Below are 14,428 nucleotides of genomic sequence, written 5' to 3'. Positions count from 1 at the left end.
AGTTCAGCTCAAAACCGTATCAGGCCTGACCGACGGCGCGGATGGAGGTCTGCCACGCCTGGAATTCGCCGGGGGTACACAGGAGCAGCAGTTCGTCCCCGGCGGCGAGGCGCAGGTCGGGCGTGGCGAGGCGGGCCTGTCCGGCACGGACGACGCTGAGCAGTTCGATGCCGAGCGGCAGGGTGATGAGGTTCACGCGGGCGCCCTGCCAGCTGCGCGGCAGGTCGTGCCGGTACAGCTGGCGACGCTGCGGCACTTCCGCCTCGGGCGTGGCCGGGGAAGCGGGCGGGGCGTCGCCGGTGGCGGGTTCCGGCAGGGCGGGGCCGGATGTCATGGAGCCGGGTGTCCCTGGGATGGGCGTGCCGGTCGCGGCGCGCGTCAGGGCGGCGGCCTGCAGGGGGCGCAGGGGGGCGTTCACGCGGCCGAGGACGGTGGGGAGCGCGGCGGCGTGCGCGCGGGAGTCGCTGCGGCGGCTGACCTGTCCGGGCAGCAGGCTGGCCTCGCCGCTCAGGGAATGCGCGAGGGCCGTCGAGGCGAGCGCGGCGGGCAGGAGCGCGTCGCCGCCCCACGTGACGGCGAGGAGCGCGGCGGCGACCGGGACGTTCAGGGTGACGGTGAGGCAGCTGGCCGCCCCGATCAGGGCCGCGACGGGGAAGTCCACGTTCAGGCCCCACGTGCCGAGCAGCGACGCGAGACCCACGCCGAGCAGGCCGCCCATGCTGGCCGACACGAGCACGCCGCCCCCGAAGGCGAGCGGCATGCCGAGCGCGAGGAGCAGCCAGCGCCACGCGGCCATACCGCCGCTCTCCTCGCCGGTGAAGCCGCTCACGGACAGCTGCAGCCACCCGGCGCCGTCCCCGAGGACGGACGGGGTACTGCCGAGCGCGATGATGGCGACGGTCAGGCCGAACATCGCGCCGAGCAGGGCGCGCAGCGCGGTGGGGCGCCAGCCGCTCAGGCGGTCCTGCAGGCCGGTGTACAGGGTGTGGACGGACGTCGTGACGAGCGTCAGCACCCAGCTCAGGAGCGTAACGGTGGCGGCCAGCAGCAGGTACACGGGCAGCTGGCCGGCGGTCGGGGTGAGCGTGCCAGTCAGCGCGAACAGCGGGTCGAAGCCGCCGATGAGGCCCGACACGGCCGACGCGCACACGGCGGCCAGCACGCAGGGCATCAGGACCTCGAATTCGAACTCGAAGCGGCGGTACAGCACTTCGGCCATCAGGACGGCGGCGGCGAGCGGGGCGTGCAGCACGAGGCCGAGCGCGGCGGCGACGCAGGCGAGCGTCAGGATGCGCCGTTCGGCCGGGTCGAGGCGCGCGAGCCGCCCGAGGAGCAGCGCGGCGAGCCCGCCGAGGGCCGTGAAGGTGCTGTCCCGCCCGACGAGCAGGCCGCCCGCGTGGCCGGTCACGGTGGCGAGCAGGCCGCGCAGCTGCGGGAGGGGGCCGCCCCACTCGCCGCGCGCGTGGTACCCGGCGACCACCGCGTCGAGCGGGTCGGACTGACGCCCGCGCGGCATGAGCAGCGCGTACAGGGCCGCCAGGAGCGGCAGCACGAGCAGCACGGTGGGCGCGAGGTCCCCGAAGGCGATCAGCAGGCCGCCCTCCCCGGCCGTGCCGGGCGGCCGGTACCCGAGGAGGCGCGCGCCGAGGTTCAGGGCGCCTTCCAGCACGGGTCGCCACGCGCTGCCGAGCAGGCCGACGAGACCCCCGGCCAGCAGGCTGTACACCACGAGGCGGCCAGTCTCCAGTCGGATCAGGATGGTGCGGGGCAGCGGTGAGCGCACAGCAGGCAGTGTAGCAGCGTGTCCGCGCCAGCGGCGTGTCCGTCCTCCCGGCGCGCGGGTGCGCGTGCGGGGCGCTTGACACCCGTACGGGGCGTCCAGCATCCTGTTGCCAAATCTGCAGGCAACGCTTGACCCCTCGTTCAGGGACACGACCTTCCTTTCCTCACCGGCCGGAAGTCGTGTCCCTGCTTCCGTGCCGTCCTCCCGCCTGTCTTCAGGAGTTCCGCATGACCGTGTTCACCACCCTGCCCGCCCGTCACGACCACACGCCCACCTTCACGGACCGCCTCAGCGCGCCGCGCGGGGAGAGCGTCACGCTCCGCATGCACACCACCCTGCCCGTCACGGGGGTGGGGTTCATGGTGGTCCGCAGCGGAGAGCTGGAGGCGCACGCGGCGAGCGCGGTGCCTGGACGGCCCGGCTGGTTCGAGTACACCCTGACGCTGGAGCAGGACGTGACGCGGTACGCGTGGCAGCTGGCCCTGCCGGACGATCACGTGAACCTCACCATGAGCGGCCTGCACCGCACGCGCCGCGCGTTCCGCGACTGGTTCCAGTACCTCGCCGGGTACCGCGCGCCGGAGTGGGCGTGGGGGAGCGTGTTCTACCAGATCTTCCCGGACCGCTTCCGGAACGGAGACGAGACGAGTGACGTGCAGGACGGAGAGTACGAGTACGCGGGCGCGAGCGTCTTCAGGGTCCCGTGGAACACCGTGCCGGACCGGCGGGGCGACATTCACGGGCATTACGGCGGGGACCTGCAGGGCATCACGGAGAAACTGCCGTACCTGACGGAGCTGGGCGTGAACGCGCTGTGGCTCACGCCGATCTTCGTCAGTCCCAGCAATCACCGGTACGACATCAGCGACTACCGGCAGATCGACCCGCACCTGGGCGGGCAGGCGGCGTACGACGACCTGCTCGGCGCGTGCCGTGACGCCGGGGTGCGCGTGGTACTGGACGGCGTGTTCAACCACGTCGGAAACGAGAACGCGATCTTCCGGGCGGCGCTCGCGGACCCGGCCGCGCCGCAGCGCGCGATGTTCACGTGGCGTGAGGTGAACGACGCTTCCAGGCTCCTGCCGTACCACACGTTCATGGACGTGCCGACCCTCCCGAAACTGGATTACGCGTCCGAGGCGACCCGGCAGGAGTTCCTGGCGGGCGAGCTGAGCGTCGTGCGGCACTGGCTGCGCAGGGACGCGCGGGGCCTCTCGATGGACGGGTGGCGGCTCGACGTGGCGCACATGATCGGGTCGGGCGGCACCGACGACCAGAACCTCGAACTGCACCGCGAGCTGAAACGCGCGGCGCGGGAGGAGCGCGGGGACGCGTACGTGTTCGGGGAGCGCTTCTTCGACGCGGAGCGCGCCATGCAGGGCGACGGTGAGGACGGCGCCATGAACTACCACGGGTTCGGGCTGCCGCTCATGCAGTGGCTGAGCGGGCAGACGCACTTCTTCATGCCGAGCCGCCTGACGGGCGCGGAACTGGCCGAGCAGCTGTGGGACGCGTACCACGCGCTGCCGCCGCAGGTGGCGCTGAACATGTTCAACCTGCTGGACTCGCACGACACGCCGCGCGCCCTGTTCCAGCTGGGCGGGGACCGCGTGAAGCTGCGCGCCGCGCTGACGCTGCTGATGGGGTACCCGGGCGTGCCGTGCATCTATTACGGTACGGAGATCGGCCTGAGTCAGGAGGTGGCGGCCGCCATGCCGTTCTGCCGCGCGCCGATGCCATGGACGGACCACGGGGGCGACCCGGCCGCCTGGGATATGGACCTGCGCTCGGACGTGCAGCGCCTGATCGCGCTGAGGCGGGCGACACCGGCCCTGCAGCGCGGGTCGATGCGGGTCCTGGCCGCGCAGGACGACACGTTCGGGTACGTGCGCGAACTGGACGGGGTGAGCGTGGCGGTCCTCGCGTCGCGCGGCGCGGCGGAGCCGGTCACGGTGACGCTGCCGGCCGGGGAGTGGCGGGACGCGCTGAGCGGCGAGCCGGTCGGGTCGGGCGTGCAGGAGATCGTGCTGAACGCGGGCCGCATCCTGATCAGCGGCGACTGAACCGCCTGCGGGGCCACCACCTCAAGGACGCGCGGCGCACCGTGTGGTTCTAGACTTGAGGCATGCGCCTCCTGCTTCGTCTGCTGCTGACCGGTCTCGTGTGCCTTTCGCTGGCGGCGTGCGCGCCCGCTGCGCTGCGGGTGCAGCCGGGCGTGCCGTTCCTGGCGGGCACGACCTTCGACGTGCCGAGAGCGCCGGGCGGGCTGTTCCGGAAGCCGGGGCCGTCGTCCGTGCGGGTGGCCGCTCCGGCGGGGCTGTCGGTGGCGGTGCTGCTCCTCCCGCAGGGTGGTCCGGCGACGCTGCTGCAGGGTCGGGACGGGCTGTACCCGCTGCCGGTCCTGTCGCGGGACGCGGCGCTGTACACGGTCGCGAGTACTGTCCCGCTCACGTTCCCGCCGGAGGCGCTGGCGGGCGTGCGGTCGGACCGCGACCTGGGGAGCGTGCTGGAAGCCGCCACGCGGGACCTCCCGCCGCGCAGTTACAACGTCACGACGGACGACCTGACCGTGCGGCCCTTCGGGCAGGTGCAGGTGTACGCCGACCCGGTCGGGGCAGGGGTGCGGCTGGACGGCCGGGCGGTGGGGAACGCGCCGGTCGTGCTGGACGTTCCGGCAGACACGTACCGGCTGACGGTGGTGGCGTCCGGGTTCGTGCCTGAGGAACGGACGGTGAGGGTACAGGCGAACGGTCTGACGAGCGTGGACGTGCGGCTCGCGCCGAGGCCCGTCACGACCGGGCAGCTCGAGGTGTCGAGCAGCGTGCCCGCGCAGGTGAGCGTGAACGGGCAGCCGGTCGGGGGGACGCCCGCGTCCCTGACGCTGGACGCAGGCACGTACACGGTGACGGTCCGGGCGGGCACGGCGGCGGACACGGTGACGGTGTCCGTGCGGGCGGGCGCGACGCTGCGGGTGCGCTGCACGTCGGCCCCGGGCGGGCTGAGCTGCGGACTGTGACGCGGACGGCGTGAACGGGGCGCGGGTGGCCCGTGATCCGGCAGTTCATGGGCCGTGTGCGGTGCGTGGCGGGTCTCCCCTGCTAGACTTCTGGACGTGGCTGCCAAGCGCCAGAACGAAATCGTGACCGCCCCTCCGTCTGTGGACAGAATGCAGGAGGGTGGCCTGACGCGCCTGGAGGTGCGTCGCCTCGCCACCATCGAGCACCTGGACCTCGACCTGCGGCCCGGCTTCTCGGCCTTCACGGGCGAGACGGGCGCCGGGAAGAGCATCATCGTGGACGCGCTCGGCCTGCTGCTGGGACAGCGGGGCGGCGGCGACCTGATCCGCACCGGCGAGGACGACCTGCTCGTGACGGGCTTCGCGGGCGACCTGACCGCGTCGCGCCGCGTGACCACGCAGGGCCGCAGCACCGCCCGCCTGGACGGCGAGGTCGTCAGCCTGCGCGAACTGGGCGAATGGGCGTCCACGCACCTCACCATCCACTGGCAGCACAGCGCGCAGAGCCTGCTGAGCGCCGCACACCAGCGCCGCCTGCTGGACGCACGCCTGCCCGCCGAGAGCGAACGCTACGCGGCCGCGTACCGCGAGTGGCAGGCGGCCCGCACACGACTGGACGACCTGCGCCGCTCCGAACGGGAGCGCGCGCAGCGGCTCGACCTGCTGGACTTCCAGGCGCGGGAACTGCGGGAGGCGGCCGTGCAGCCGGGCGAGGAGGAACCGCTGCAGCTGGAACTGAACCGCCTCGCGAACCTGGAGAGCACCTCGCAGGGCGCGGCGGGCGCGCTGGAACTGCTGGCGGACGGCGAGGTGAGTGCCGTGCAGCTCATCTCGGAGGCCGTGCGGTCCCTGAACGCGGGCGCGAGGTACGACGAGACGTCCGCGCAGCTGCAGACCGAACTGCGAACCGCGCTGGAGGCCGTGCAGGCCGTGGCGGGCGAACTGCGGGGCCTGGCGGAGGACAGCGCGCCCGACCCGGAGGAACTCGACCGGGTGGAGACGCGCCTGAGTCTGCTCGCGCGCCTGCGCGGCAAGTACGGCCCGACGCTGGACGACGTGCTGACCTTCCAGGCGCAGGTGGAGGACGAGCTGCGCGGCGTGCTGCGCGACGAGCAGGACGCGGGCACCCTGGCGGCCGACGTGGACGCGCTGGAGGGCGCCGCGCGCCGCGAGGGCCTCGCGCTCGGCACGGCACGCCGCGCGCTGGCCGGACCGCTGGCAGAGGCACTGCTCGCCGTGATCCGTGAGCTGGGCATGCCGCACGCGCGCCTGAACTTCCAGTTCAGGGAGCTGGACACGCCCGGCCCGCACGGGCTGGAGGAGGCCACGCTGTACTTCGGGGCGAACCCCGGCGAGGAGGCCGGGCCGCTCGCGGACGTGGCGTCGGGCGGTGAGCTGTCGCGCGTGATGCTGGCCATCAGCACCGTGCTGGGCGCGACGACGCCCGCCGTGGTGTTCGACGAGGTGGACGCCGGGATCGGCGGCGCGGCGGCCCTGGCGGTCGCGGCACAGCTGTCGCGGCTCGCGCGGGAACGGCAGGTGCTGGTCGTGACGCACCTCGCGCAGCTCGCAGCCCGCGCGGACCACCACTACAAGGTCGAGAAGGCCCTGGAAGGCGGGCGCACCCTGACGCGCGTGCGCCTGCTGAGCGAGTCGGAACGGCTGGAGGAACTCGCTCGGATGCTGAGCGGCAACACCTCCGACGTGGCCCTGCAGCACGCGCGGGAACTGCTGCAGACGCGCGACTGACCCCACGCAGGGGCGGCCCGGGCAGGCATGCGCCCGGGTGCGCCCCGTCACATTCACGGAGCCTAAAGTTCCCTTCAGTCAGACGTCAGCCCGGACCGGTAGGCTGGCCTCATGAAGAAACGCGTAGCCGGAAGCCTGCTCCTCGGACTGGCCCTCATGACAGGATGCACCATGCAGACGCCCACCAACCTCTCCGTCCACGAGGCCCTCTTCTACGGCGGCAGCCAGCAGCGCGTCGCGTGGGTGTACGGCACGCTCGGCGGGAACGCGCAGGGCAGCGTCAAACTCGGTGACAAGGTCGTGACGCTGCGCCCGCAGGTGAGCGGCGACGCGCTCGGGCTGGACGGCACGCTCAGCGTGGACGGCAAGGCCACGTACTCCGGCACCACCTCGGCCACGGCCGCCCGCGTGAACGTCACGCGCGGCACGGGCGGGTACAGCGTGCAGGCGCTCGGGAACGTGGACGCCGTGTACGCCAGCGAGAACGGCATGTGGTACCGCCTGACGGGTCCCGTCACGCAGGGTCAGACGGTGCTCGCCACGCCTGCTCCCGCCAACGCACTGCGCGGCGCGGGCGACCTCACGGACGCCGAGGCCGACGCGCTCGGCACGCAGCTGAAGGCGCAGGGCCCGCTGATCGTGGCGGTCCTGCCGGACAGCTCCCTGCCGGACGCGGCCCTGAAGGTCGACCCGGACCAGAACCCGGACCGGCACACCCTGACGGGCCTGTACGTTCAGGCAGGCATCCCGCAGTCCCCCACCGCCCCGCCCGTGACGACCACGCCCGGCACGACCAGCCCCTCCACCGGCACGCCGGGCACGCAGGCGAGCGGCGCCGCGCGTCAGCTCGCGGGCGGTACCAACGCCTCCGCCGAGGGCTTCGCCGTGATCGTCGCCCGCGACAGCGGCTCGCTCGGTACGCTGTACGCCACCGCGTACGGCCGTCAGACGAACCGCCCCACGCCCCCCGCCCTCGCCAGCGGGCACAGTGCCGTCGGCGTGTTCCTCGGCCAGCGCCCCACCGGCGGGTACAGCGTGTCCCTGAACAATGCCCGCATCGTGGGCGGCGTGCTGGAACTGTCCCTGAACGTCAGCGCGCCCGGCGCGGGCACCATCACCACGCAGGCGCTCACCAGCCCCTGGATCATCGCGGACGTGACGGGCACCTTCAGCAGCGTCGTCGTGAAGGACGCCGCCACCGGCCGCCCCCTGAACGGCAACTGAACGGCACCGGGCGGGCGTCCCTGAGCGCCTGACCCGGCACCTTGCCCTGCCGCTTCTCCATGGGCCGGTCTGTCCGGACCTGCCCGCACCTTCAGGCTCCCGCTCCACGGGCACCGGCGCATAATGCCCCGGTGCCCGTCCTGCCGCCTGCCCCGCCCGCCCCCGCGCCTCCGCCCGAACGTGAACCCTGGGACCGCAACTACCGTCTGGGCGTCTGGAACGGGTGGCTGGTCGCGGTCGGCGACGGCTTCCTGACAGTGACGGTGGTGGTGGCGGGCTTCGCGTCGCGGCTCGGCGCGAGCAACGCCGTGATCGGCCTGCTGCCCGCCATCGCGCAGGGCGGGTGGATGCTGCCGCAGATTCTGGTCGCGTCGCGGGTGCGCGGCCTCGCGTACAAGCTGCCGGTGTACCGTTCGGCGGCCCTGGTCCGCACCCTGAGTTACGTGGCGATGGTGCTCGTGACGGCGCTGCTGTCGTCCCGCCCGGCACTGTGCCTGACGCTGTTCATCGTGGCGATGACTGTGAACGCGCTCGCGTCGGGCGTGTCGGGCCTGCCGTTCCTGGAGGTCACGTCGAAGATCGTGCCGCCCTACCGCCGCGCGGCGTTCTTCGGAACGCGGAACCTCGTGGGGGGCCTGCTGGCGTTCGTGGCGGGCCTCGTCGTCAAGTGGGTGCTGGCGTCGGGGTTGCCGTTCCCGTACACGTACGCGCTGGTGTTCCTGCTCGCGACCGTGTTCTACGTGACGGGTTACGCGACGTTCGGGCGGGTGACGGAACCGCCGGACGAGCCGCTCGCACCGACGAACGTGATGCAGGAACTGCGGCTCATTCCGGTGACGTTGCGCGCCGACCCGCACTTCCGGGCGTTCCTGGCGGTGCGGCTCACGCTGGCGTTCGCGTCGGTGGCCGACCCCTTCTACGCGGTGTACGCCCTGCGGTCGCTGGGCGTGCCGTCCAGTGAGCTGGGCGTGTTCCTGCTGGCACTGGCGGGCGCGGCGCCCCTGTCGAACGTGCTGTGGCGGCGCGTGGCGGAACGCAAGGGGTCGCGGCGCATCATCCGGTACTCGGCGGCAGCCGCGTGCGCCGCGCCGCTGCTGGCCCTGACGATCGGGCACGCTCAGGCGGGCGCGTACCTGCTGGTGTTCGTGGCGCTCAGCGTGGCCGCGCAGGGCTTCAACCTGGGGCACACGAATCACCTGCTGAACATCGCTCCGGCCGCGTCGCGCAGCCGCTACATCGGGAGCCTGAACACCCTGGTGGGGCTCGCGCTGTTCGCGCCGGTGCTGGGCGGCCTGCTCGCCGACCACTTCGGGTACCGGACGGTGTTCTGGCTGAGTGCGGCCCTGTACGCGGCCGCGTGGGCGCTCTGCAGTCAGCTGCGGCGCGACGCCTGACGCCGGACCTTGCCCGCGCGGCGGGACGGGCAGGCACGCTACGCTGGGCGCATGAACGCTCCCCTGGTATATCTGATCGGGTGGCCCGCCGTGGGGAAGTGGTCGGTCGCGCAGGAACTGGCGCGGGAACGCGGGTGGCAGGTGGTGGACAATCACCTCGTCGCGGACCCGATCTTCGCGGTGATCGGCGCGGACGGCGTCGCCCCGAAACCGCCGGGGACGGGCGCGCTGGTGCAGCGGGTGCGGGCGGCCGTGCTGGAGGCCGCCGCGACCCTGGCCCCGCCGGGTGTGGGGTTCGTGTTCACGAACGTGCTGTTCGACGAGCCGGAGGACCGGGAGACGTACTCGCAGGTGCGTGACGTGGCGGCCCGCCGGGGCGCGGTGTTCGTGCCGGTGGTGCTGCAGGCGCGCGACGAGGCGCTGCGTGAACGGATCGTGTCGCCGGGTCGCACCGTGAGGCGCAAACCGCGCAGCGGGCACGTGCTGGACCGTTACCGGGACCGGCCGCCGTTCGTGCCGACGCACCCGCACACGCTGGTTCTGGACACCACGGCCCTGAGCGTGCAGGACGCTGCGGGGCGCGTGCTGCGGCACGTGGACGCCTGCCTGGAGGCACGCGGCTGAAGTGCCGGGGACAGGTTCAGGCGAGCGGCAGGGCGTCCGACAGGCCGTAGATGTCCAGGTACCGCCGGACGCGCTGCTCCAGGGTGGGGAGCGGGGCGACCTCGCCGCACACCCAGTCGGGCGCGTAGCTGCGGCACACCTGCGGGCGCTGCTCGTAGATGCCGCACAGGCAGCCCAGGCCCGGCCGTTCCGGCTGCAGGTGCGTGCACGGCACGCCGAGCGGCTTGTGGAGCGCGGCGATGTCCGGCGCGGAGCAGCACGCGCCGCACGCGGTGCAGTCGCGCGTCAGGGCGGACCGTGCGGGCATCCCGGCAGGCACCGTGAACAGGTCGTGGGCGGGGGGGTGGTCAGGCACTGGCGTTCAGCTGCCGAAATTCCCGGCGCAGAAGGTGCCGGTCGCCTGGGTGTTCACGCCGCCCGCCGGGAAGAACGTCAGGCCGGTCGCGCGCTGCACCTCGTCCACCGTCGTCTCGTAGCGGGGGAAGCGGCTGGATTTCGGCACGGCGCGGTTCGGGATCAGGAAGGCGCGGGCCGAGTTGCCGCTCACGACGATCTTGTACAGGGAGCTGGGGACGGCCACGCGGTCCGGTCCGATGGTGCGGACGCGGCCCTCGAAGACGGGGCCGGTCAGGACGTACGCCTCGCCGAGGCTGCGCACGCAGGCGCGCGTGGCGTCCTCCAGGCCCGCCCAGAAGCCTCGGTTGAGTTCGCCGTTCTGCGGGACCATGTTGGAGAGGTAGAAGGACTGCGTCATCTGGGTGTCGCCGCCTACGAAGTCGGCGGCGGGCGCCATGTGGCCGCGGTCGTAGCCGGACGCGCGGTAGTCGGTGAGTTCGGCGCGTTCGCCGCTCTGCAGGTCGGGGTCGGGCGCGAAGTTGTCGCTGCGGGGCGTGTCGCCCTGCAGTTCGGCCACGGTGAGGTGCTCGCCGACCACCAGGGGCACCTTGCGGGCGGGGTCGTACACGCTTACGTAGTCCAGGCGGCACAGGACGCGCGTGCCGTCCACCCCGGCGGTGGGCTGTCCGGCGCGGAATTCGTCGGTGCAGCTCTGTGTGCCGCCCGTCTGTCCGCCCTGACGCTGGTTCTTGAAGCACCCGGCGACCGCCACCAGGATCACGACGGTGACGGACGCGAGAGAGCGGAGCTGACGCTGGTTCATGCCCCCAATCTAGCCTGCCGGGCGCGGCGAAAGGGCGCGGCCCGGCCCTCAGGGGAGGGGTCCGGGCCGCGCGAGCGTGCGGGTGACCGTGACTTCCGGGGTCAGGGGAGCGGGAAGCCGCCCGCGAAGGCGTGCACTTCGGCCTGCACGTCCTCGCCTTTCAGGGCGCGGTCGATGAGGCCCGCGATGGTCAGCATGTCGGCTTCCACCATGCCGCGCGTGGTGACGGCGGGCGTCCCGATGCGGATGCCGCCGCCGTGCAGGATCTTCTCGGTGTCGTACGGGAGGGTGCTCTTGCTGATGGTGATGTGCGCCGCGTCGAGCAGGCGGGTGGCCTTGGTGCCGTTGAGGCCCTGCGGGCGGATGTCGAGCACGAACATGTGGTTGTCGGTGCCGCCCGACACGACGCGGTACCCGAGGCGCTGGAATTCTGCGGCCATGGCGCGCGCGTTGTCGATGACCTGCTGGCTGTACACCCTGAATTCCGGGCGGAGTGCCTCGCCGAACGCCACGGCCTTGCCGGCGATGACGTGTTCGAGCGGACCGCCCTGGTGGCCGGGGAAGATCGCGCGGTCGAGTTTCGCGGCGATGTCGAGGTCGCTGGAGAGCAGCAGGCCGCTGCGCGGTCCGCGCAGGGTCTTGTGGGTGGTGCTGGCGACGACGTGCGCGTGCGGCAGGGGACTGGGGTGCAGGCCCGCCGCGACGAGGCCCGCGATGTGCGCGATGTCCGCGAAGAGGATGGCGCCCACCTCGTCGGCGATGGCGCGGAACGCGGCGAAGTCGATGACTCGGCTGTATGCGCTGGCCCCGGCGATGATCATCTGCGGGCGGTGTTCGAGCGCGAGGGCGCGGACGTTGTCCATGTCGATCAGTTCGGTGTCGGCGTTCACCTTGTAGCCGACGATGGTGTAGCCCTTGCCGGAGAAGTTGACGGGCGAGCCGTGCGTGAGGTGCCCGCCGTGCGAGAGGTCCAGGCCGAGGACGGTGTCGCCGGGCGTGAGGAGCGCGCCGTACACGGCGATGTTGGCGCTGCTGCCGGAGTGCGGCTGCACGTTGGCCCACTCGGCGCCGAACAGCTGCTTGGCGCGCTCGATGGCGAGGACCTCGACCTGGTCGACGATCTCGCAGCCGCCGTACCAGCGTTTGCCGGGGTAGCCTTCGGCGTACTTGTTGGTGAGGACGCTGCCGACCGCCTCGCGCACGGCGGCGGACGTGAAGTTCTCGGACGCGATGAGTTCCAGGCCGGTGCGCTGACGTTCGGCTTCCTGCGCGATCAGGTCGAAGACGGCGGTGTCACGCTCGGCGTTCGCGGGCTGGGCGGTGCGGGTGTCGGTGGCAGTCATGCTTCCAAAGTACCACCGGGCGGGGCGGGAGTTCCGCGACTGCCTACGCAGGTGTGGCGTGCTGGCCTACAGTGTGCGGCGCGTCCCTATACTCTGCTGTAATGTCAGAAGCCATTTCGTTTAGGGACACCATCGTGATTCGCAGTCGGCCGGATACGCTGTTCCGGCTGGCGCTCGACCCGCGTCGCCGGGAGAAGTGGGACCCGAGTTTCGCGAAGGCGGCGTTCGTGGGTGAGGAGAAGCTGGGGAACGGCGCGCAGGTGCGGTTCAAGCTGCCGGCGCGGCTGCTGGGCCTGAGTTTCGTGGCGCGGTACGGGAACTATCAGGCGCCGACGCGGGGCGGCTGGGAGAGCGTCGCGCCGTTCGGGCCGGTCGAGAAGTACGCTCAGGCGTGGTCCTTCAAGCCGATTCCGGGCGGGACGGAGGTGACGCTCACCACGAAGGCCAGCGTCCGGTACCGGTTCGTGGCGAAGCCGGTGGAGCGCGTGATGCGGCAGATGAGCGGGCAGGCGCTGCTGGAGTTGCAGCGGCAGGTGGACAGGCAGGGCGCGCAGCTGATGGAGGACACGGCGCGCGAGTACCAGCAGCAGCAGCGGGACGCGCAGAAGGCCGCGAAGGCCGCCAGGTCCAGGAAACGCTGACGCGCTCCGGTCGGTGGGCGCCCTCACCGCGCCCGCGGCTGGACGCACAGGAAGCTGCGGCGGCGTTACCGGGCCGGTTGCAAGGCTGGTCCGTCCGGGCCGGAACGCCCCGCCAGGGGGGCGGCGCGCGGGCCGGGCGGGCTGGCGCTGCCCGGGCGTGCCGTTCGTGATGGTCAGACTCGGCACACTCTGTACCGGGCGCGTTCGGCAAGCTCAGCACGGCAGGCCTGCACGTTCACGTCCTGACGTGAGGGGTGGTGAGGGCGGCGACGGAACGCTTATGATGCGTCGAGTCCGTTGATCCGGCCTGGAAGCACTTCCAGCGCCTTCGCGCCAGCAGGCAAACAGGAGAAGCATATGAGAATCGGCATGATCGGTCTGGGCAAGATGGGTGGCAACATGGTAACGCGTCTGCTTCAGGGCGGGCACGAGGTGGTCGGCTACGACCTCTTCCCCGCGAACGTCCAGGCGGCCCAGGACCGAGGCGCGCTGCCCGCGCACACCCTCGACGAACTCGTCGCGCAGCTGCCCGCGCCGCGCGCCGTGTGGGTCATGGTGCCCAGCGGCAAGGCCACCGAGGACACCGTGATGGCGCTCGCCGCGAAGCTCGAAGCGGGCGACACCATCATCGACGGCGGCAACAGCAACTACAAGGACACGCAGCGCCGCGCCGCGACCCTGGAAGGCATGGGGCTGCACTTCGTGGACGTCGGCACGTCCGGCGGCATCTGGGGCCTGAAGGAAGGCTACGCCATGATGATCGGCGGTCCCGAGGTGGCCGTGTCCGCGCTGCGCCCCGTTTTCGAGACGCTCGCCCCCACGCCCACCACCGGCTGGGACCGCATGGGGCCGAGCGGCTCCGGGCACTACGTCAAAATGGTCCACAACGGCATCGAGTACGGCATGATGCAGGCGTACGCCGAGGGCTTCGAGCTGCTGCACGCCAAGAAGGACTTCGGGCTGGACCTGGGGAACATCGCCGAACTGTGGCGGCACGGGTCCGTCGTCCGCAGCTGGCTGCTGGACCTGACGGCCGACGCCATGAAGGGCGACGCGGAATTCAACGACCTGTCCGACTACGTCGCCGACTCCGGCGAGGGCCGCTGGACGGTGCTCGACAGCCTGGAGCTGGGCGTGCCGACGCCCGTCATCACGCTCAGCGTGCAGATGCGCCTGCGCAGCCAGCAGGAAGTCAGTTACGCGGGCAAGATGCTGTCCGCGATGCGCCGCGCGTTCGGCGGGCACGCCGTCAAGAAGCTCGACGAGGCGGCCACCACCACCACCGTGCAGGAAGTCAAGCCGCACAGCGACCCGGAAGCGGGCCTGAGCGCGGACGCCGCGCCCGCCGTGAAGGGCGGCGACGAGGCCAGACAACTCGGTGAGACCGGGCAGCAGCCGGTCAAGGGAGACTGAGGGTGACGAAATCCACGAACGCCAGTGCCAGCAAGGCCGCCGCGAAGAGCGCCGCGCCCGCCGTGAAGGCCAGCGCGGCCCG

The 14,428-nt window shown here is 72.1% G+C and carries 12 protein-coding genes; 8 read left to right on the top strand and 4 right to left on the bottom strand.

Features of this window, described 5'->3' with window-relative positions; all coding sequences use genetic code 11:
* Positions 1-19 precede the first annotated feature (19 nt).
* The gene (locus IEY33_RS01730) at positions 20-1,783 is read right to left on the bottom strand and encodes a chloride channel protein (protein WP_188960493.1); all 1,764 of its coding nucleotides are present in this window, start codon (positions 1,781-1,783) and stop codon (positions 20-22) included.
* A gap of 227 nt (positions 1,784-2,010) precedes the next feature.
* On the opposite strand from IEY33_RS01730, the gene IEY33_RS01725 reads away from it, so the two are divergent.
* The 6 genes from IEY33_RS01725 to IEY33_RS01700 all read left to right on the top strand — a co-directional run bounded on the left by IEY33_RS01725 (position 2,011) and on the right by IEY33_RS01700 (position 9,790).
* Complete coding sequence (locus IEY33_RS01725; RefSeq protein ID WP_188960492.1) at positions 2,011-3,846, top strand: alpha-amylase family glycosyl hydrolase; 1,836 nt, start codon at positions 2,011-2,013, stop codon at positions 3,844-3,846.
* A 62-nt stretch (positions 3,847-3,908) separates the two neighbouring features.
* Positions 3,909-4,799, top strand: coding sequence for a PEGA domain-containing protein (locus IEY33_RS01720; RefSeq protein ID WP_188960491.1), 891 nt, complete (start codon positions 3,909-3,911; stop codon positions 4,797-4,799).
* 150 nt (positions 4,800-4,949) lie between these two features.
* Positions 4,950-6,548, top strand: coding sequence for a DNA repair protein RecN (locus IEY33_RS01715; RefSeq protein WP_188960933.1), 1,599 nt, complete (start codon positions 4,950-4,952; stop codon positions 6,546-6,548).
* A gap of 111 nt (positions 6,549-6,659) precedes the next feature.
* Positions 6,660-7,772: a protease complex subunit PrcB family protein gene (locus IEY33_RS01710; RefSeq protein ID WP_188960490.1), complete on the top strand. Its 1,113-nt coding sequence runs from the start codon at positions 6,660-6,662 to the stop codon at positions 7,770-7,772.
* A 140-nt stretch (positions 7,773-7,912) separates the two neighbouring features.
* A complete protein-coding gene (locus IEY33_RS01705; protein ID WP_373287961.1) occupies positions 7,913-9,166 on the top strand; it encodes an MFS transporter in 1,254 nt (417 codons plus the stop codon).
* A 51-nt stretch (positions 9,167-9,217) separates the two neighbouring features.
* Positions 9,218-9,790 (top strand): P-loop nucleotide/nucleoside kinase family protein, encoded by a 573-nt coding sequence (locus tag IEY33_RS01700; protein WP_188960488.1) that lies wholly within the window; start codon positions 9,218-9,220, stop codon positions 9,788-9,790.
* A 16-nt stretch (positions 9,791-9,806) separates the two neighbouring features.
* On the opposite strand, the gene IEY33_RS01695 is transcribed toward IEY33_RS01700, so the two are convergent.
* From IEY33_RS01695 to glyA, 3 genes are all read right to left on the bottom strand, one after another.
* The gene (locus tag IEY33_RS01695; RefSeq protein ID WP_188960932.1) at positions 9,807-10,097 is read right to left on the bottom strand and encodes a YkgJ family cysteine cluster protein; all 291 of its coding nucleotides are present in this window, start codon (positions 10,095-10,097) and stop codon (positions 9,807-9,809) included.
* Between the two features lie 54 nt (positions 10,098-10,151).
* Positions 10,152-10,949 (bottom strand): DNA/RNA non-specific endonuclease, encoded by a 798-nt coding sequence (locus tag IEY33_RS01690; RefSeq protein WP_188960487.1) that lies wholly within the window; start codon positions 10,947-10,949, stop codon positions 10,152-10,154.
* 101 nt (positions 10,950-11,050) lie between these two features.
* Positions 11,051-12,292 (bottom strand): serine hydroxymethyltransferase, encoded by a 1,242-nt coding sequence (gene glyA / locus IEY33_RS01685; RefSeq protein WP_188960486.1) that lies wholly within the window; start codon positions 12,290-12,292, stop codon positions 11,051-11,053.
* A gap of 101 nt (positions 12,293-12,393) precedes the next feature.
* On the opposite strand from glyA, the gene IEY33_RS01680 reads away from it, so the two are divergent.
* Entirely contained in the window at positions 12,394-12,933 is a 540-nt protein-coding gene (locus IEY33_RS01680; protein WP_188960485.1) for an SRPBCC family protein, read from the top strand.
* Between the two features lie 357 nt (positions 12,934-13,290).
* Positions 13,291-14,346: a phosphogluconate dehydrogenase (NAD(+)-dependent, decarboxylating) gene (gene gnd / locus IEY33_RS01675; protein WP_188960484.1), complete on the top strand. Its 1,056-nt coding sequence runs from the start codon at positions 13,291-13,293 to the stop codon at positions 14,344-14,346.
* Positions 14,347-14,428 lie beyond the last annotated feature (82 nt).

The organism is Deinococcus aquiradiocola, from assembly GCF_014646915.1.
Lineage (GTDB): Bacteria > Deinococcota > Deinococci > Deinococcales > Deinococcaceae > Deinococcus > Deinococcus aquiradiocola.
Note: the sequence above shows the minus strand (reverse complement) of the source record. Positions and strands in the feature narration are given on the sequence as shown.